Origin of the sequence: Microbulbifer elongatus, from assembly GCF_020524885.1 — a bacterium.
GTDB classification, from domain to species: domain Bacteria; phylum Pseudomonadota; class Gammaproteobacteria; order Pseudomonadales; family Cellvibrionaceae; genus Microbulbifer; species Microbulbifer elongatus_A.
In genome coordinates this window covers 495,324-513,338 of the sequence record NZ_JAIVKJ010000002.1, presented here as the reverse complement: position 1 = coordinate 513,338, position 18,015 = coordinate 495,324, and the positions used below count along the sequence as shown (strand labels likewise).

Here is an 18,015-nt window from a genome sequence, read left to right as displayed (position 1 = left end):
CCGAAACAAAAACGCCCGGAAGGTTCCGGGCGTTTTTGGGAGTGACCTAGGTGAACTTAAAAAGTGCTTTTAGAGCAATACTACTTTTCGGAGTCCTTATTACTTTTTTGCTCCTGCAGACTCACCCCTATGGCAGCGCCAATCGATATGCCCACACCTATACCAAGAGCTACATTATTGATCGCCGCCCCAATCCCGGCTCCAATGGCAACGCCAACGGCGATTCCAAGACCAATGCTGGACTCAGATTTGGCTGGCTTATTTTTTCGTTTACGCATGCAATGTCACTCTTAAGCCCAGTAATAAATAAATCGTCCCGCGAACAATGCTGAAGCGACCACGTAAAAAAGTGCACAAGGTAAGAACTCCCGCGGAGTTCCGACGGGCCGGAGCCTCACTGCATATGATTGTTATATTTTTTTAACCACCACAGTAATAATGGAGTTACAAAAGCCGACACAACGTAGTAAAAAAACAAAGCCAGCATTGAAAATGGACTCAATAGCCAATCTAGATAGTGCTCGAATCTCGTGCATTTCCACACTGCATCAAGTAACCCAAAATGCTCACCATCATAACTATCATGAGAGTACAAATACGTAGTGAGCATGTAAATAATCAAGGGAAAAAGCAGCCCCGAGAGAATTACGATTTTTTTTATGCTCACTTACTCTCCGAAAATATAACGCCCGCAACAGGGGCTACCTATACTATGCACGCTTTGTGCGAAACTGGGAGCGCAGCGACCCGCACAAAACGTGCATAGCGTGGGGCGTCCCGCGGAGGCCCGAAGGGCCGGAGTAAACTGCTTTCGCTTGTTATACAGCTACGAAGTGATCAGCCTTGTAGTTACTAAAAGCAGAAGACATAGCCTTTAGCCGTAGTCTTACATTGCACCATTCCGTTTTTAGTATTAATTAGATAGTGATTTCCAGCTCCGGAGTTATTGTCTGCATATTTTACAGGTGGTGGAACAAACGCATTTCCGCTAGTTGCGGATGCAGTATTACTCATGTCAGCCCCCATCTGTCCTAAAGACGTCCCTATACTAGACAATTCCGCTTGTCGCGCCAAAGTAACGCTTTGCTTTGCCCTAGCATATTCTGCCTTCAATTTTTCGGTGTATGGAGCCCATTGCGATTTGGCCTGCTCACACCCACTTTCAATTTCATAATCTGGGACACCAGCGGTGAACTGAGCAAGTCGCGCATACTCACTCTTGTACAGTTCCTCATTAATCACAGCAAAATCAAGAAATGATGCCGCAACATAATTGTACTCGTATACAAGCGAAGGATCATAAAAACCCTTATCGACGCAAGTATTAGAAATTATATTTCTCTGCGCAAATTCCATAACCGCAACATCATTGATTCGATAGTGAGCAAACATCGTTTCACATCCTGAGACAGATACCACTGCCGCTATCATTAGAATTTTTTTCATTTTTATATTTCCTATTTTTCAACAATGAACATGTATAACGCCCACAGCAGGGGCGGCTTAATTTGTGCGCGTTTTGCGCGAAATTGAGAGCGAAGCGACCGCGCTAAACGTGCACAAAGTAAGACGTCCCGCGGAGGCCCGGAGGGCCGGAGCTTCACTGCCTGTGTTTTTTAAGTTTTTATTGCTTGCGATTTTGCTGATACCCATTTACGAAGCCCCACAATGTAAAGAAGCCAAAAACTGCAGCGAAAAACACCAGTGCATAGAAAAATAGCGGATCGCTCGCGATGGTTAATAACTTCTCTTGAGGCCTATACCTTATTTCTTTGAGTAAAAACTTGCCATCTATCAGTAACCAGGGGATCAAGAGAAAAAATATACCAAGCCCAACGACAAGGTTAATGATAGGTGGCGTGCGGGCCTTCTTAATTCCGCCAAAATCAAACAATGCTTTAATATTCATGAAACTTAACGCCGTGCCCAGACGCAGCTTGCTTCGTGCGCATTTTGCATGAAAATGGGAGTGCAGCGACCGCGCAAAAAATGTGTAAAGTAATCTGTCGGCCTGCAGCGCATTGTTAAGTTTCCAATGCTGCCGCGAAAAACTCAATTGCTTCCGAACTGGTATACACAACTTTCCCTTCTTCGCCGTGCTTTTTCACCATATAGTGAACGACGCTTTCTTCATCTGGTTGAACAACAGCAAGGTATGATGAGTTTTTCCAGCCTTCTTTTTTGTACGATATGTAAAATTCTGCCAGTACCTCTCCATTCATCATTGGGCCTCCAGCTTTCACACCGTTTCCAACTAGATTTTCTGGCCATGCCCCCCAGCCTTGAGAATTCATTATTTCTTCAGCAATTCCCTTTACCTTCTCACGGATAGGTTTCACATACCTTTTGGAGTATGATCTAGGATCAATTTCCTGCAGCGAGTCTTTAACGGCTTCAACTATATCTCCGCGATTCAATCGCTCCGCATTTGAAAGAAGTCTCTCCAACTCTTTCCTGTTGTATTTATTTTCACGAATATTTTGAATAATTTTATCGCTCACTACTTCACCTAGAAACTTAACGCCGTGCTCAGCGGCGGTGATCTGCTACCACTTTCGTGGACACTTTATGCCGCCAGTTTTTCATACTCTGAAGGCGATTGATAGCCGAGGCTAGAGTGAAGCCGCTCTCGGTTGTAGAACTCAATGTATTCGATGATATGAGCCACTGCATCGATTTCGTTTTCGAACATCCTCTGATGAACAAGCTCTGTCTTCATACTATGGAAGAATGATTCGACGATTGCATTATCCAGTGGGTTGCCCTTACGACTCATACTCCGTGTCATACCTGCCGACTCAACAAGCTCTCGATACTCATGTGCTGCATATTCAATTCCCTGGTCAGAATGGAATATACAGCCCTCCTGTGGTCGTTGGCGCGCCAAGGCCATCTTCAGTGCACTCTTCGTCAGTTCGCTATTACGCTTCCTGCTGAAGGACCAGCCAACTACCGATCTTGTAAATAAGTCGATGACAACAGCATGATATAGCCAGCCCGTTCCAGTCTTTATATAAGTAAAGTCTCCGGCCCACTGCTGCCCTACGGTATCCGCGGGATCTTCGGCCCCGAGCTGGTTGCCGGTCGAAGAGTAGAATTCATGCTTGCCAGGGTTCCAGGTGTAGAGTCCCCTGCTAGAGGCTTTGACGCCTACGGACTTCATAAGCCGGGATACACGCCTGACGCTACAAGACAGACCATTACGCTTTAGCTGTTGGTGCATGCGGCGCGCGCCGTAAGCTTTCCTGAATCCCTGGTGCAATTCCACGATGGCGTCCGTCAGGCGTCGGTCGTGTATACGATGGGCACTTTCTTCGCGGTTGCGCCAGGCATAGAAGCCGCTCTTCGATATACCTAAAAGCTCACAGAGTTTTCTGACATCTCGCCCTTTGCGGTTCTTCTCAACCAGCTCGAAGAGCTTTACTTTTTCCGCTGGAAGAACCGCTCGGCCTTTTTTAACAAATCGATCTCATCATTGCGGTTGGCTAGCTCGCGTTCCAACTTCTTGATCTTCTTCTCTGCAGCGGCCAGCTTCTCTTCTGCTTCTTTTACTGGATCAGCTCTATCGGGGCGGCGTTTCGGTGAAGGTTTGGATGGTCTCATATGCTTATTTTCCTTCAGCTCTCCCCGGCGATGCTCCATCTGCCACCGATATAGCATCACCGGGTGTATGCCGAGGGATTCTGCCACATCCTTTGACCTAACGTCAGGATGGTTGGCCAACTTAACGGCCTGAAGCTTGTAGGCCAATGTGTAACGATCGTAGTTACGCTTTTTTGTTTGCCCCATTCTGGACCTCTTACATGAACAGTAGATACCGTCCACGAAAGTGGTTACAGATCAGCGGCAGCACCTTGTTAGCTGTTGGTTCGTGTGTCAAATGTAAATTTCTTGCCATAGGAACATTTATACTCAATCTTTAAATCAAGGCGATTTAGCCGTTTCTCCATCTCTTTTACATCCTCATCCGTTTTGCATGGAAAAATTACGCTAATTACTGTTTTCTCTTCACCCGGCTTCATTGCGTAGCCCTTTCCTAGAGAAGAAAACTGCTTTGGTACACTCGCGTTTTGTAACATTGATTGTACTGCTTGCTCCGGATCACACTCTTTGCCATCCAGGTATGCCTGAAAACTCTCAATAAATGCTGGGCCAATGCCATTGTTTGAAATAATTGCCTTCAGCCTTGCCGAACTATCGTTGCGGTCACTATTCACAAAATCTGATAGATGGGGCCTCACAGACAAAACATTGTGGCGGCGCTGGATATACGCTTGAATGATAGTAAGCGCCAATGCGCAAATGGCGATAATTTGTGCAGAAAAAGTTTTAAGAAATTCAATCATCGATGGTCCTACGACGTAGAGCAGCTATGCTGCCCCGCGGAGGGCCGCGAGGCCCGGAGCTGATTACCCGGCTTTGTTAGGGTTTTCTAAATCGGAGCCAATGAGATTCTTGCCCTGCAATCGGAATAAAGAAAAGTGCCCCCAAAGTAGCTTGTGTCTTTTCAATAATCAGTGATTCTTCATTAGACTGGATCCTATAGCTAAGCCATTGCTTTCCTATCGCACCACCAGAATTGGCCACTGTATTGCGAGCAATCTGGTAGGTTCCGCCGTCACACTTCAAACCTTCAGAGTGCCCGATTTCGGATTCATATGAATCCCCAGAAGTATCGTAAATAGTTACCTTAAATTTATTAGCCTGGACGTCGATTCTTACCCACTCTACCTTATATTTTGATGAATAAAGGGGAAGAAGAATCTGAGCAAGATGATACTCACCATTTTCTAATGTATTTTCACCAACATTATCATAAAGACCTGAAATATCCCGACATCGGCTATCCACGTGGTTCGGTAACGCACCCCAGCTAGACGGATAATCATCTTTCAAAACACAACCTGAAAGAGTGAATGTCATTACTATTGAGAGTATCAATCTCATGCTAAGTAACCCTAACGCTCGGTTTAGGGGCGACTGGAGCGTAGCGTAAGCCGTCCCAGCCGCGTAATTCGCGGCGACTACAACCGCTTGTTAGTATTTAGCCGGTGGTGACAGCGCCCCCCGGTACCGTAGTTCTCGAAACTTGCCATACCCGCCAAACTTCAAAAATTAAGCCAATGCCGATGCAATAGCCATAGAGCCGCAAAAAATAAGGAATTGAAAGAGTCAATGAGTACGCAAGGAACACAATACCGTAGAGCACTACTGCATTGTTAAATGAATGCCTAAAAAACCCAAGCGTTGCAATAACACGTAGTTCCTGAGTAGTTACATTCTCTTTATGAAATAACGGGAATAGCAAAACTCCGATTGCCACGGGAATTACTACCCCAGGCGAAGCTATGCCGAACGAAAGGAGGATGAGCTTAGTGGTCTCAATCTCTAGGAACAGCTCTTTATCAAAATAAAGAATCAGTAATGCCCCAGGCCCTAAGAAGGCACAAAAGAGTGCTGCCAAAATGACACTGGTTCGAAGATTTAGCTCTTTTAGTTCTTGTGCGATATTCATAATAAATACTAACAGTTTTATTCATAGCCCATAGGCTTGTGTTGTTGATGCCATTATTCTCTGGCGCAACCTTGCACGCACGAAATATTTTTTTAAAAATCAATCCGTTACTGTAGTGTGTTATTTCAGCCACGAGGTAAAACGAGCCTATGGCTATTGTTCTAATTTATTAGTTGGCAACTTTGCATTCTGGATCTGCATATAAATCAAGCAGTTACCCTATCTCATTCCGTGCACACAAGCCAAAGGCTTCTGATCTACGGCCAATTCCCGCAAACTTGCTCTCAGTATCGGGTAACCACGAAAGCGTAATGCGTATTTCGCATACCCTCGGTCCGGTAATCAGCTCAAGTAGTAGCTGGTTGCAACGATTGGCGAAGGGTCAATAAAGACAGGAGCGCCGCTATCCCTCCACAGGCAGCGATTGCACTCACCAATGCGAGCGATGTTCCATCAAACACCGCGCTCACTATGCCAATCGCTGCTGCCCCCAGCATCATCTGGAGGGTACCACCCAGTGATGCCGCGGTACCCGCGATCGGACCGTGATCGTCCAGTGACAGTACCATGGTGGTGGGCACTACCAGCCCCAGGAAGGAATTGCCGAGTAACAGTAGACCCACGAGAATCGCGAAGTCATCGATACCGGCCAGGTTGAGCGCAAGATTTACTGCGGCACTTACGGCAAACCCCGCCACAGCCCACTTCACCACGGTTACTCCACCAAAGCGTTCGCAGAAGTTTGCCGCAAACTGACTGGCGGCAAAGAACCCCAGAGCATTGAGGGCAAACGCCAGGCTGAACTGGGTGGGAGAGAGGCCGTAGTATTCGGTATACAGGAACGCGGCGATGGAAAGAAACGAGAAAAAGCTTGCCATACCCATGCCGCCGATCAGTGTCATACCCATAAAGTAGCTGTCACGGAATAGCACACGGAAAGCACTCAACATGGCGGCGGGTTTCACCGGTACACGCTGGTCTAAGGGAAGGGTTTCCGGCAGCGCAAAACGGATTAACAGCAGGCTCGCCACCGTTGCCATTGCCACGGCGTAGAATACCGAAGGCCAACCAAACGGCGTCATCAACAAACTCCCAACCAGGGGAGCCAGCATCGGTGAAATGGAGATGACCAGCATTACCGTGGTCATCAGCCGGGTAGCCTCGGTGCCGGTATACCGGTCGCGAATGATCGCGCGCGGAATCGACATCACTGAAGCAGCCCCCACCCCCTGTACAAAACGCAGTGCGATCAGCCATTCAATGGTGGGCGCCAGCGCACAGCCGATGGACGCCAGCAGAAAAATTACAAGCCCAAAGTAGAGTGGCGGCTTGCGCCCAAACATATCCGCCGCCGGGCCGTAAAACAGCTGGCAGACACCAAAGGCAATAAAAAAGGATACCAGCGTGTACTGGGACATGGCCGTGGGTACGCCGTAGTCCTCGGCCATTGCCGGCATGGCGGGCAGGTACATATCGATGGCAAAGGGGCCAACGCAGCTCAGCAGGCCGAGCATCAGGGCCATTTTAATCAGATCGGGCTTCATAACTTCCTGGTGACTTCTCGATAACTTCTCGAGTTCCGGTTGTCCGGAAAATCCGGTGAATCGTACCGCCGGACCTCTCTGCCCGAACACTCCCTCGATTCTAACAGCCCTCATTGCCAGTCCAAGCCCTCGATGTCACCACGAAAACCGACTTCCCTGAGTCACTGCGTCACATCTACAATAGCGAACAACTCAATTTTCCAAAGCCTATTTCATGCAAGAGCCCTTCGAGATCGCCGGCGTCAACGTGGCCCGGGGCGAAACCCGCAAGATCGAATTACCCATCGTGCGCCTCTACACCGACACCGAAATGGCCATCCCGGTGTATGTGCACCGTGGCAAAAAGCCCGGCCCCACTATGTTCGTCTGCGCCGCCATCCACGGCGACGAACTGAACGGTGTAGAAATCATTAGCCGCCTGATCAACAGTAAAGCGCTCAAATCCCTGCGTGGCACCCTGATCGCTGTGCCAGTGGTCAACGTCTACGGCGTACTGCAGCAGTCCCGCTATCTGCCGGACCGCCGCGACCTGAACCGCTCCTTCCCCGGCTCCGCACGTGGCTCCCTCGCCGCACGCATGGCCCACGTATTCCTCGAAGAGGTTGTCGCCAAATGCGACTACGGGATCGACCTGCACACCGGTGCCCTCCATCGCAGCAACCTGCCCCAGATCCGCGCCAACCTCGACGATCAGCAAACCCGAGACATGGCCTCCGCTTTCGGCGTGCCGGTGCTCTTAAATGCGACCTTGCGCGACGGCTCCCTGCGCCAGGCCGCTGCGGACCTCGGTGTACGTATCCTGCTGTACGAAGCCGGTGAAGCCCTGCGCTTCGACGAACTGTGTATTCGCGCTGGCGTGCGCGGCGTACTCAACGTCATGCGCAAACTCGACATGCTGCCCCCCAAAAAAGGACGCCAGGGCATCGAGCCTTTTGTTGCCCGACGCAGCGGCTGGCTGCGTGCCGGTGACAGCGGCATCGTCAACCACAAACGGCAGCTTGGGGATCACGTGAAGAAAGGAGAGGTCCTCGCCACCATTGCCGACCTGTACGGCAACGAACTGGACAAGGTATTGGCGGGTGCCGATGGCATTATTATCGGCAAACAGAATATCCCTCTGGTACAGGAGGGAGAGGCGATGTACCACGTGGCGTACTTCCAGGAGCCGAATGAGGTGCTGGAAAATCTGGAGTTATTGCAGGATTCGTTGCTGCCCGAGGAAAATTTCTAGTGCGGCTTACAAATTTATTGCCTTAGACGTGAAGGGCGGGCGCTGGGCGCCCGCCACCTAAGACCTAAAAAACGTTACTGCTTACGAAGGAGCTCCAAAACTTCCTTACTAGGAAAGCCCTGCAGCTCAACCCCGGCCTCTTCTTCAAACTTCAGAATGGCCTTACGAGTGCCGCCGCCGGCCTTGCCGTCGATCTCACCGTCGTAGAATCCCTTCTCCTTCAGTTTGGTCTGCAACTCGATCACTTCATCCTGATCCAGCTTGGTGAATGGACGCTTCCAGTCTTTGGTCAGCGGCGCCGCACCACCAATCTGGTCCGCCAGAATACCCACCGCTGCGGCATAGCGATCCGAATTGTTGTAGCGCTTGATCACAAAGAAATTCTTCAACATTAAAAACGCTGGCCCCTTGCGCCCGGCCGGTACCTTAAGCTCCGCGATATCATCCGGTCGCGGGAAGGATTTGCCACCGACCCGTTTAACACCCAGCTTCTCCCACTCCGAAATCTTCAACTTGCCCGCCGGCAACTTGCGATCCGGAATTGTCACCTCATAACCCCAGGTCTCCCCAGAGCGCCAGCCATTCTTCTTCAATAGATTGGCCGCCGTCGCCAGGGCATCCGGTACCGAATTCCAGATATCCCGCTTGCCGTCACCATCCATATCCACCGCGTACGCCTGGTAGCTGGTGGGAATAAACTGGGTGTGGCCCATGGCACCCGCCCAGGAACCGGTCAGGTGGCTCTCGTCGATATCGCCGCTCTGCAGAATTTTCAGTGCCGCCAGCAACTGGCTGCGACCAAATTTGCCGCGCTTCGGATCCGCATATGCCAGTGTCGCCAGGGAGCGGATTACGCTGCGCATTACCGTCTTGTTATCCAGAATCGCGCCGAAGCTCGACTCCATCGACCAGATCGCCAACAGAATATTCGGGTTCACCCCGGACTGCTTTTCAATTTTATCCAGCCACGGCTGCAGCTCTTTTTTCTTCGCGCGGCCGCGCTGTACCGCGTACTTGGTAATACGGTTATCAAAATACTGCCATGCCGGCGCCTTGAACTCCGGCTGATAGCTCGCCTTGTCCAGCACCCACTGATCCGGAGAATCGATGCCCTTGAATGCGCGATCGAAGGTTTCCGCGGTAATCCCCTCTTTCATGGCGGTTTTGCGGAACTCTTTCTTCCACTTTTCAAACCCCGGGTCCGCGGCAGCAGCCGCCACCAGTGGCAGCGCACATAAAAAAGCAAACAGGATGGAAACAAAGCCGGCACGACGCACCGGGGTAGAGGCAACCTGGCCCATAACAGCTCCTTGGCAATAACAGCTCGCACAAGGGTAGAACGTATGACAGGTAACGGAAAGGGAGGATTGGTGCCAGTCACCCAGGTTGTGACTGGCCCGACACTATATTCTACGTGCCGAGGGCTCTTTTCAACGGAATGCCAATCAACCTCGCAGACGGTGCTGGCATTTCCTGGCGGAGCGCTGCCACCGCAGCCTGGCTATCCGGCTCGCAGGTCAGCTCGCGGGCGGAATGACGTAAAACAGAATTGCAAAAAAGTGCAGTACTCCGCCAGCCAGTACAAACAGATGCCAGATGGCGTGATGGAAGCGCAGACTGCGCCAGAGGTAGAAACCAATACCTCCGGTGTAACACAGCCCCCCCAACACAAGCAGCCAGAGACCGCCGGGGGCGAGGTTATCCATTAACGGCTTGATCGCCGCAATGACCACCCAGCCCATCAAAGCGCTGAGGGTGATCGACAGGGCGCGGATCTTTTTCAGCGGGGTGAACTGAATAATCAGTCCCAGTAGCGCCAATCCCCAGATTACGCCAAAGATCGACCATCCCCAGGGCCCGCGCAGGGTCACCAGGGTAAACGGCGTGTAAGTACCGGCTATCAACAGGAAGATGGAAGCGTGGTCTATGGTGCGCAGCACCTGCTTGGCACCCATATGGGTGATGCTGTGATACAGCGTCGACGCGGAAAAACACAGAATCAGGGTAGCGGCGTAGATGCTGCTGCTGACGATATGCCAGACATCACCACGCAGGGCGGCAAAGCCACACAGAACGCCCAGGCCGGCAATAGCCAGCAATGCACCAATACCATGGGTGACACTGTTGGCGATCTCTTCGGCGAAGCTGTAACGGCCCGCGTTAAGGGTGGTAGACATGAAACTGGACCTCCGGGACGACCGAATGTGGTCCCAAGCAATATCGCAATAAAAAATGACTATTTAATTAAATCCGGTCTAATCTTCAACAGGAAGCGGCGACAGTGCAAGCGAATTCTGAGACCATCCATTCAGCTTACTGCACCCCTCACCACCACCCGCAGAAGGTCACAGGGCCATCATTGCAGCAACGGCGGCGGCAATCAGAAGGGCAATAGCCCAGATGAGGTCGAAGTTGATCCAGTGCCGGCGCAGGATGGCCAGTCCGAACTTCCGATAAACGATCCACGCGGTGCCCCCCATCACCAGCAACATGGCACCGGTATGCAGGATTACGGCCAGCAACATATTCACTCCACTCGCCCCGAGATGTGACGCGTGCTCGCCGTGTCCGGCATGCCCGACATCGCCTCCGGCGACGCCGATCAGTGCAGGCAGCACCATCAGGCCGGCGCCGTGGGCCGTTGCCATCAGGAAGGACCACAGGAACAGATCCCCCAGCCCAACCTTCATCCCGACCCAGCGCGGGTGACGGTAGTAATTGAAAAGCTTGTACAGGCCAAAGGCGAGCAGCAACCCCGCCGTCAGCCACTGCAGCGCGGGCAGGGAAATGACTTTTGTACCGAACAGAACGAGCATCGCCGCCAGCGCGATCGCTAGCGCGTGGCCGGCGGCGATAGGCAGTAGAGACAGCCAGATCACCCGCTCACGTTGCTGCTGCAACCCCAGGGACAGGGCGAACAGCCAGCCCATGCCGGGATTGAGACCATGAAAGGCGCCGAACCCCAGCATGGCCAGCCAGGGGACGATGGAGACAATCACATCCTGACCCACAGATTCATGACGGGTAACAGAAGGAATCGGTGGAGGAGTCGCCCCCTTCAAGGCGAATCTGATGTACCCGGGTATCGCCAAAATCTACAAAAAAGCCGGGGTCCAACGCCATGCCGCCGTCCGGCTGGACGTTTACCTTCACCATCCAGCCCCCCATCTTCTCCGGATAAAACTGGTCGTCCCAGGTGCTGTAGAGGGAGTTGGTGAAATACACACGCTTGCCGTCGCGGCTGATCTCCACCATCTGCGGCCCGCCAAGCAGTGGCCCATCCGATTTGGGATGGGGCGCTTTGTTGACGATGCCACCAATGGCCACTTTTCCTGCAAGTTTCGGGTTGAGGGGATCGGAGACGTCGTATTGGTGCAGCTCACCGGTGCCCCAGCAGGAAACATAGAGAAAGCGATCATCCAGGGAGAGGTCGATGTCACTGACCAAGGGCGGCACCGCGCCAAAAGGTTTCAGCGCCGGGGGCAGCGCGCTTTCCTCCGCAGGTACCGCAGGGATGGTGATGACCTTGTCCATGGTCCACTGCCCGTCTTTGTCGCTGCGCTGCCACAGCCAGATGGATGCGGAGAGATCGGCGGTACTGATGACGACACCCGCGAATCCATAGGTCTTGCGCGGGTCGTGAGCCGGTCGCAATTCAAGCACCATCTGGTGTTGGGCACCCAGGTCAATGGTCTGAACCCGCTTGCGCTTGCGCAGATCCCAGAAATGCAGACGGTGGCCGTATTTGTTGGCCAGCAGGTCTTCCGGCACCAGTCCATTTTCAAACTGGTGCGGCTTGGCCCACTCGCTGCTAACCAGCACATCTTCGGCCAGGTGCCACCAGAAGTCATACGCCAACTCCTGGTCCCCGCGATCGATTTCCCACGGCCCTTTCACCTCGAAACTGAAGTGATCGAGCATAAATATTCCGCCGGGACCGTCTTCATCCGTAGAACCCATGGCACTGACATAAATCGCATCCGGCCCGCAGTGCACCGTGTGCGGCCGACTGTAGCCGGATTTTTCGATCACCTCCTCGGGCTCGATAATTTTTGCGATGTGCGGCTTGGTGGGATCGGGTTTGGTGTCGACGATGTACAGGCGGGAACTGCGAATCCCCGGAACCACAAGATAGCGGCGCTCGAGGTGTGGGTGTGGCGCAAACGGGCACAGGGCAGAGCTGCAGGCATTCCAGCCAAAGTGGTGCAACTCGTCCCCCACATTGGGGAGTTCCAGCGTAGTCAGAACGGTGCCATAGCTGGCGGAGTCTGGATCGAGGTCCACCACGCAGATCCCGTCCGGTTGATCATTACGCCCGTAGTTCAGTGCTGCCACATAGGCGTGGCGCTCAGGCGGCGCCTGCATTGCCATCTTTGCCGATGGGTAGAAAGATGGATCCGGCTTCCAGAGGCCCATGCGCCCTTCCTCGATTTATCATTTGTTGTGGGTAACAGAAATGGATCGAGTATAGGAACGGGACGGGAGAACCATTCAACAGAAAGGGGAATTGGGCGCGAAGATCACCGGGTACTTGGGGGGTACTTGCGCAATAGGCGGCAGGGCCTGGAGCGGGAACCACCGCTGAGCGGCGGTTCCCGGGGGAATGTATCAACAGCGGTGCGTTCAGACGCTCGCGTTGTGGATACCCATTTCACACAGAGCGGAGGATTCACGCACGATGGTCTGTACGCGGTCCGGGCCGGTGGAAATGATATCGATGGGTGCGCCCACCAGCTCTTCGATGCGGGCGATGTAGTCGCGCGCTGCCTGGGGCAGCTCCGCTTCGCGGCGCACACCGAAAGTGGTGTCGCTCCAGCCGGGCATGGATTCATAGACCGGCTCGACACCTTCCCATCCTGCGGCGTCGAAGGGTACCGGCACATCTTCACCGGCGGCGTTGCGGTAGCCTACGCAGATCTTCACTTCCTTCAGGCCGTCCAGTACATCCAGCTTGGTCAGGCACAGGCCGGAGATGCTGTTAATACGGATGGCATGGCGTACCGCCACAGCGTCGAACCAGCCGGTGCGGCGCTGACGACCGGTGGTAGCGCCGAACTCGTGGCCCTTCTCACCCAGGTGACGGCCCACATCGCAGCCCAGCTCGGTGGGGAAGGGACCGCCGCCCACGCGAGTGGTGTAGGCCTTGGTAATACCCAGCACATAATCCAGGTACAGCGGACCAAAACCGGAACCGGTGGCGGTGCCGCCGGCGGTGGTATTGGAAGAGGTCACGAACGGGTAGGTGCCGTGGTCGATATCCAGCAGGGAGCCCTGGGCACCCTCGAACAGGATATGCTCGCCGTTTTCGCGGGCCTTGTGCAGCATGTCCGCCACGTCGGCGATCATCGGCACCAGGTCATCACGCCAGTTTTCAGCCAGCTTGAGGGTTTCCTCGTAGCTCACCGGATCGACCTTGTAGTACTGGGTCAGGGCGAAGTTGTGGTACTCCAGCAGCTCTTTCAGTTGCGCGCAGAAGTTGTCCCAGTTGCACAGGTCGCCGAGGCGTAGTCCGCGACGGGCCACTTTGTCTTCGTAGGCCGGGCCGATACCGCGGCCAGTGGTGCCAATCGCCTTGTCACCGCGGGCTTTTTCGCGGGCCTGGTCTAGGGCCACGTGTACCGGCAGGATCAGCGGGCAGGCCGGGGACAGGCGCAGGCGCTTGCGCACAGGTACGCCAGCGGACTCCAGCTCACCCATTTCTTTCTGCAGGGCTTCCGGAGACAGCACCACGCCGTTGCCGATCAGGCAGGTCACATCCGGGCGCAACACGCCGGAAGGGATCAGGTGCAGTACGGTTTTCTCACCGTTGATCACCAGAGTGTGGCCGGCGTTGTGACCGCCCTGAAAGCGGACCACCAGTGCGACTTTCTCGGTCAGCAGATCGACAATCTTGCCTTTACCTTCGTCGCCCCACTGGGTGCCCAGCACCACTACATTCTTGCCCATGTGCGTAAATCTCGTGTCGTCAGTTCAGTAGACGGGCGGAAAGAAGGAGCGGCCGCGCCCGTCGTGCGGCCTAGAAATCGGTTCAACTGGCCAGAGGCCAATAGCAAAGCTTAGGGTTTACGAGCGGGGCTTCACCACCCAGCCGGCGCCTTCCTTTACCAGTTCGCGGTCACAGCGTGCCAACGTCTCGCTGTCATCGCTGCCGGCGTCGCCCATCAGGCTGATGACCACTTCGCCTTCGGCGCGCAGAGACTCGGCGGTCTGCCACAGCTGCTCGCAGTCACTGGCGGGTGCCAGAATCGCACCGGCTTCGCGGTCACCGTTGCCGCCGAGGGCATTGATGGCTGCGAGGTCGGTACTGAAACCGGTGGCGGCCCGGTCGCGCCCAAATACAGCGCCGATACCGTTGTAGCGGCCGCCGTTGGCCAGTGCCTGGCCGTGCCCTGGAGAATATGCGGCAAATACCAGGCCGGTCTCGTAGTCGTAGCCGCGCATTTCGCCGAGGTCAAAGAACAGCGCTACCTGCGGGTAGCGGCGCGCGACCGCGTCGGCAACTTTTTGCAGCTCCTCCAGCGCGCCCTTCAGTGCTTCGGGCCCATTCGCGAACAGTTCCTGTGCGCGTACCAGGCACTCGGTACCTCCCGCCAGGCGCGGCAGCGTGCGCAGCCAGTTGGCGGCATCGGCAGAGCTGATATTGGCATCGACCCAGCGCTCGATATCCGCCACCGCCTTGCTCTGCAGCAGGGCAATCAATTCGCTCTTCTGCTCTTCATCGAGTCCCGCGGCGCGGGCCAGACTGCGGAAGATGGCCACATGACCCAGGTCCAGATGAATCTCACGAATACCCGCAGCGCGCAGGGTCTCGATCATCAGGCTGATGACTTCGATGTCCCCTTGCAGGCTCTCAACGCCGTACAGCTCCGCACCGATCTGGATCGGTGCGCGCGGCCCCATGGGCGCACGCGGACGGGTGTAGAGCACCTGGCCCGCATAGCACAGGCGGTTGGCACCGCTGCGGGGAAAACTGTGGGAGTCGATACGCGCCGCCTGCGGCGTAATATCCGCGCGAATTCCCAGGCTGCGTCCGGACAACTGATCCGTCACGCGGAATGTGCTCAGGTCCACGTCGCGTCCCATGCCGATCAGCAGGGAGTCCGCGAACTCTACCATCGGCGGAATAATTAGCTCGTAGCCCCAGCGGTGATAGAGGTCCAGCAGGTTTCTGCGCAGGGTTTCCACCCGCTTGGCGTCAGCAGGCAAAATCTCGGCGATGCCATCCGGTAGCATCCAGCGTTCGGCTTGGGTCATGGTGTGGGCGTTCGACAGTTAACAGTGCGGCCGCATGGGCCGGGAGAACCTCAGTCCTGGAGATCAGCCAAAGAGCATCAGCAGGGCTGTACCGGCGAGCATGGATACCAGCCCGGCGGTGCGCAGGCTGCGATTATCCACAGATGCCAGCTGTTGCACCAGTGCGCGCCAGCGGCGGGGGTAGAGAAAAGGCAGTATGCCTTCAATGATCAGTACCAGGGCCAGGGCCCGGACCAGCTCGTCCCACACGGTGGCAGCTCCAAAAGCGCGTCAGTGCACAAGAGATTCAACAAAATGGGCCGGCACAAAAAAACCGGGCGCCGGCCCGGTTTTGGGGATTTTACCACTATTTTGCGGGGGTGTGGCCACCACAGTGGCCACAAAATAGTCGCTAGTTGCCAGAAGGGTCCTTCAGGTAGCGGAAGAACTGGCTATCGGGCTCCATCAACAGCATATCGCTCTTGCTCTTGAAGGACTCTTTGTAGGCCGTCAGGCTGCGCGAGAAGCGGTAAAACTCCGGGTCCTTGCTAAAGGCCTGCGCGTAGATCTTGGCCGCCTCGGCATCGCCGGCACCGCGCAGCTCTTCTGCCTTGCGGTAGGCTTCCGCCTCGATCACCACCTTCTGGCGATCCGCGTTGGCGCGGATGCGCTCACTGGCTTCCTGACCTTTCGCACGGTGATCCCGCGCTTCCAGTTCACGACCGGCACGCATCCGCTGGAACACGGACTCAGATACTTCCGGCGGCAGGTCAATACGCTTAACGCGCACGTCGACAATCTCCACACCGAGGTCCGTTTGCGCGGTCTCGTTCAGGTTCTTGGTGATTTCCCCCATTAGCTCATCACGCTGACCGCTCACTACCTCGTGCAGGTCGCGCACACCGAACTGGTTACGCAGACGGTTGTTGATCTGCTCAGCCAGCAGGCGCACCGCGTTGCGCTCGTCACCGCGGGTCGCCACATAGAAGCGACCCACGTCGAAGATGCGGAACTTCGCGTAGGAGTCCACCATCATGAACTTGTTTTCGCTGTTCAGCATCCGTACCGGCTGGGAGTCGACGGTCTGGATACGCGCGTCAAACTTGCGCAGTTCGTGCACCAGTGGAATCTTGAAGTAGAGCCCCGGCGTGTAATCGGTGCGCACCACTTCACCGAAGCGCAGCAGCACGGCTTTTTCGGTTTCTTTGACTACGAAGGCGCTGCCGGACAGGATCAGCAGGCCAACCAGCACCAGCGCAATAATAAAAAGTGATTTGTTACTATTCATTGCACTTCTCCTTATCGCACTTCGCGGCTGCGGCGAGCGTTGTTCACTTCGGTGCGAAGCTGGTTGATCACCCGCTGGGAAATCTCGTCGATCACCTGCGGAGAGACCTGCTGGCGCTGGCCAGCGCCGGTCGCGCTGTTTTCCGCCAGCTTGTCGAGAGGCAGGTACATCATGTTGTTACCGCCTTCGACATCCACCATCACCTTGGAGGTGTTGCTCATCACTTCTTGCACGGCATCGATATACATCCGCTCACGGGTGACTTCCGGCGCCTGCTGGAATTCCGTCAGCAGTGCAGTGAAGCGCGCCGCTTCACCGCGGGCACTCTCGACTACACGGGACTTGTAGGCTTCCGCTTCCTCGATCATGCGCTGGGCAGAGCCGCGGGCCACCGGGATTACCTGATTGGAGTAGGCCTGGGCTTCGTTCTGCAGGCGTACCTCGTCCTCGCGGGCGCGCACGACGTCATCGAATGCGTCCTGCACTTCACGCGGCGCCTTGGCGTCGGTGAGGTTGACCACATCCACACGAATACCGGTCAGATACAGGTCGAGATATTCCTGCAGGCGCTGCTGGGTATCCGCGGCAACCTGGGTACGATTCTGGGAGATGACGCCGTTCAGGGTCTGGGAACCGACCACGTGACGCAGTGCACTGTCGGTGGCTTCCTGCAGACTCTTGAGCGGATCGGCAACGCGCAGTACGAAGGACTCGGCATCGTCGATATGCCACTGCACCTGCAGCACCACGTCAACGATACTCGCATCCTCGGTCAACATCTGTCCGGTGGTGCGCTCGGTACGTACCTCGGTCATGTTCACCTTGGTGACGTGATCGATCAGCGGCGGGTTCCAATGCAGACCGGCGGTGTTGGTGCTGTGGTATTTACCCAGGCGCAGGACCACCGCGGATTCGTTCGCATCCACCTGGTAGAAGCCCCACAGGCCGTACACCACGGCGAGCACGATCGCCACCAGCGACCAGGGGAAACTACCGCCACCGGGGCGGCCGTCATCAGCGCCGGACGGCTTGCCGCCGAACAGGCCGTTCAGCTTTTGCTGCATCTTACGCAGCAGCTCGTCGAGATCGGGGGGGCCGTCATTGTTGCGATTGCCGCCACCCCAGGGGTCCTTGTTATTACCACCCGGTTCGTTCCAGGCCATTTATTTACTCCAACTCTTCAATTTATTGATCGTTAGCTGTC

20 protein-coding genes are annotated in these 18,015 nt (G+C 55.0%); 1 reads left to right on the top strand and 19 read right to left on the bottom strand.

What is annotated here, in order from left to right; translation table 11 throughout:
* Positions 1 to 80: 80 nt before the first annotated feature.
* The 10 genes from LC059_RS09585 to LC059_RS09540 all read right to left on the bottom strand — a co-directional run bounded on the left by LC059_RS09585 (position 81) and on the right by LC059_RS09540 (position 7,059).
* Positions 81 to 278, bottom strand: coding sequence for a hypothetical protein (locus LC059_RS09585; protein ID WP_226703628.1), 198 nt, complete (start codon positions 276 to 278; stop codon positions 81 to 83).
* A gap of 574 nt (positions 279 to 852) precedes the next feature.
* Entirely contained in the window at positions 853 to 1,446 is a 594-nt protein-coding gene (locus LC059_RS09580; RefSeq protein ID WP_226703627.1) for a hypothetical protein, read from the bottom strand.
* 178 nt (positions 1,447 to 1,624) lie between these two features.
* Positions 1,625 to 1,909 carry a hypothetical protein gene (locus tag LC059_RS09575; protein ID WP_226703626.1) on the bottom strand — a complete coding sequence of 95 codons (285 nt, stop codon included), beginning with the start codon at positions 1,907 to 1,909 and terminating at the stop codon, positions 1,625 to 1,627.
* Between the two features lie 115 nt (positions 1,910 to 2,024).
* The gene (locus LC059_RS09570) at positions 2,025 to 2,501 is read right to left on the bottom strand and encodes a transglycosylase family protein (RefSeq protein WP_226703625.1); all 477 of its coding nucleotides are present in this window, start codon (positions 2,499 to 2,501) and stop codon (positions 2,025 to 2,027) included.
* Positions 2,502 to 2,566: 65 nt separating this feature from the next.
* Positions 2,567 to 3,409, bottom strand: coding sequence for an IS3 family transposase (locus LC059_RS09565; RefSeq protein ID WP_226704113.1), 843 nt, complete (start codon positions 3,407 to 3,409; stop codon positions 2,567 to 2,569).
* A gap of 11 nt (positions 3,410 to 3,420) precedes the next feature.
* Positions 3,421 to 3,789, bottom strand: a complete 369-nt coding sequence (locus LC059_RS09560) for a transposase (RefSeq protein ID WP_226703624.1) — start codon at positions 3,787 to 3,789, stop codon at positions 3,421 to 3,423.
* A gap of 68 nt (positions 3,790 to 3,857) precedes the next feature.
* On the bottom strand, positions 3,858 to 4,346 hold the full coding sequence (locus LC059_RS09555; protein WP_226703623.1) for a hypothetical protein: 489 nt from the start codon (positions 4,344 to 4,346) through the stop codon (positions 3,858 to 3,860).
* Positions 4,347 to 4,422: 76 nt separating this feature from the next.
* Positions 4,423 to 4,947 carry a hypothetical protein gene (locus LC059_RS09550; RefSeq protein ID WP_226703622.1) on the bottom strand — a complete coding sequence of 175 codons (525 nt, stop codon included), beginning with the start codon at positions 4,945 to 4,947 and terminating at the stop codon, positions 4,423 to 4,425.
* 97 nt (positions 4,948 to 5,044) lie between these two features.
* Positions 5,045 to 5,515 (bottom strand): hypothetical protein, encoded by a 471-nt coding sequence (locus tag LC059_RS09545; protein ID WP_226703621.1) that lies wholly within the window; start codon positions 5,513 to 5,515, stop codon positions 5,045 to 5,047.
* A 347-nt stretch (positions 5,516 to 5,862) separates the two neighbouring features.
* Complete coding sequence (locus LC059_RS09540) at positions 5,863 to 7,059, bottom strand: multidrug effflux MFS transporter (protein ID WP_226703620.1); 1,197 nt, start codon at positions 7,057 to 7,059, stop codon at positions 5,863 to 5,865.
* A gap of 214 nt (positions 7,060 to 7,273) precedes the next feature.
* Here LC059_RS09540 and LC059_RS09535 point away from each other — a divergent pair, with 214 nt between their 5' ends.
* Positions 7,274 to 8,290, top strand: coding sequence for a succinylglutamate desuccinylase/aspartoacylase family protein (locus LC059_RS09535; RefSeq protein WP_226703619.1), 1,017 nt, complete (start codon positions 7,274 to 7,276; stop codon positions 8,288 to 8,290).
* Between the two features lie 74 nt (positions 8,291 to 8,364).
* Here the strand turns inward: LC059_RS09535 and LC059_RS09530 are convergent, their stop codons facing one another.
* From LC059_RS09530 to hflK, 9 genes are all read right to left on the bottom strand, one after another.
* Positions 8,365 to 9,591: a lytic murein transglycosylase gene (locus LC059_RS09530; RefSeq protein ID WP_226703618.1), complete on the bottom strand. Its 1,227-nt coding sequence runs from the start codon at positions 9,589 to 9,591 to the stop codon at positions 8,365 to 8,367.
* A 216-nt stretch (positions 9,592 to 9,807) separates the two neighbouring features.
* The gene (gene trhA / locus LC059_RS09525; protein ID WP_226703617.1) at positions 9,808 to 10,467 is read right to left on the bottom strand and encodes a PAQR family membrane homeostasis protein TrhA; all 660 of its coding nucleotides are present in this window, start codon (positions 10,465 to 10,467) and stop codon (positions 9,808 to 9,810) included.
* A gap of 168 nt (positions 10,468 to 10,635) precedes the next feature.
* Entirely contained in the window at positions 10,636 to 11,352 is a 717-nt protein-coding gene (locus LC059_RS09520; protein ID WP_226703616.1) for a hypothetical protein, read from the bottom strand.
* Entirely contained in the window at positions 11,306 to 12,706 is a 1,401-nt protein-coding gene (locus tag LC059_RS09515) for a selenium-binding family protein (protein WP_226703615.1), read from the bottom strand. The genes LC059_RS09520 and LC059_RS09515 overlap by 47 nt, the downstream gene beginning before the upstream one ends.
* Before the next feature lie 207 nt (positions 12,707 to 12,913).
* On the bottom strand, positions 12,914 to 14,236 hold the full coding sequence (locus tag LC059_RS09510) for an adenylosuccinate synthase (RefSeq protein WP_226703614.1): 1,323 nt from the start codon (positions 14,234 to 14,236) through the stop codon (positions 12,914 to 12,916).
* 117 nt (positions 14,237 to 14,353) lie between these two features.
* Entirely contained in the window at positions 14,354 to 15,544 is a 1,191-nt protein-coding gene (locus LC059_RS09505) for an ATP phosphoribosyltransferase regulatory subunit (protein ID WP_226703613.1), read from the bottom strand.
* 63 nt (positions 15,545 to 15,607) lie between these two features.
* Positions 15,608 to 15,793, bottom strand: a complete 186-nt coding sequence (locus LC059_RS09500) for a DUF2065 domain-containing protein (protein WP_226703612.1) — start codon at positions 15,791 to 15,793, stop codon at positions 15,608 to 15,610.
* A 142-nt stretch (positions 15,794 to 15,935) separates the two neighbouring features.
* Positions 15,936 to 16,811 (bottom strand): protease modulator HflC, encoded by an 876-nt coding sequence (hflC, locus tag LC059_RS09495; protein ID WP_226703611.1) that lies wholly within the window; start codon positions 16,809 to 16,811, stop codon positions 15,936 to 15,938.
* 11 nt (positions 16,812 to 16,822) lie between these two features.
* On the bottom strand, positions 16,823 to 17,974 hold the full coding sequence (hflK, locus tag LC059_RS09490; protein WP_226703610.1) for an FtsH protease activity modulator HflK: 1,152 nt from the start codon (positions 17,972 to 17,974) through the stop codon (positions 16,823 to 16,825).
* Between the last annotated feature and the right edge of the window lie 41 nt (positions 17,975 to 18,015).

Coding starts and splice junctions, on each gene's coding strand:
- LC059_RS09585 (WP_226703628.1), bottom strand. CDS start 278: ATGCGTAAACGAAAAAATAAGCCAGCCAAATCTGAGTCCAGCATTGGT.
- LC059_RS09580 (WP_226703627.1), bottom strand. CDS start 1,446: ATGAAAAAAATTCTAATGATAGCGGCAGTGGTATCTGTCTCAGGATGT.
- LC059_RS09575 (WP_226703626.1), bottom strand. CDS start 1,909: ATGAATATTAAAGCATTGTTTGATTTTGGCGGAATTAAGAAGGCCCGC.
- LC059_RS09560 (WP_226703624.1), bottom strand. CDS start 3,789: ATGGGGCAAACAAAAAAGCGTAACTACGATCGTTACACATTGGCCTAC.
- LC059_RS09555 (WP_226703623.1), bottom strand. CDS start 4,346: ATGATTGAATTTCTTAAAACTTTTTCTGCACAAATTATCGCCATTTGC.
- LC059_RS09550 (WP_226703622.1), bottom strand. CDS start 4,947: ATGAGATTGATACTCTCAATAGTAATGACATTCACTCTTTCAGGTTGT.
- LC059_RS09545 (WP_226703621.1), bottom strand. CDS start 5,515: ATGAATATCGCACAAGAACTAAAAGAGCTAAATCTTCGAACCAGTGTC.
- LC059_RS09540 (WP_226703620.1), bottom strand. CDS start 7,059: ATGAAGCCCGATCTGATTAAAATGGCCCTGATGCTCGGCCTGCTGAGC.
- LC059_RS09535 (WP_226703619.1), top strand. CDS start 7,274: ATGCAAGAGCCCTTCGAGATCGCCGGCGTCAACGTGGCCCGGGGCGAA.
- LC059_RS09530 (WP_226703618.1), bottom strand. CDS start 9,591: ATGGGCCAGGTTGCCTCTACCCCGGTGCGTCGTGCCGGCTTTGTTTCC.
- trhA (WP_226703617.1), bottom strand. CDS start 10,467: ATGTCTACCACCCTTAACGCGGGCCGTTACAGCTTCGCCGAAGAGATC.
- LC059_RS09515 (WP_226703615.1), bottom strand. CDS start 12,706: ATGGGCCTCTGGAAGCCGGATCCATCTTTCTACCCATCGGCAAAGATG.
- LC059_RS09510 (WP_226703614.1), bottom strand. CDS start 14,236: ATGGGCAAGAATGTAGTGGTGCTGGGCACCCAGTGGGGCGACGAAGGT.
- LC059_RS09505 (WP_226703613.1), bottom strand. CDS start 15,544: ATGACCCAAGCCGAACGCTGGATGCTACCGGATGGCATCGCCGAGATT.
- hflC (WP_226703611.1), bottom strand. CDS start 16,811: ATGAATAGTAACAAATCACTTTTTATTATTGCGCTGGTGCTGGTTGGC.
- hflK (WP_226703610.1), bottom strand. CDS start 17,974: ATGGCCTGGAACGAACCGGGTGGTAATAACAAGGACCCCTGGGGTGGC.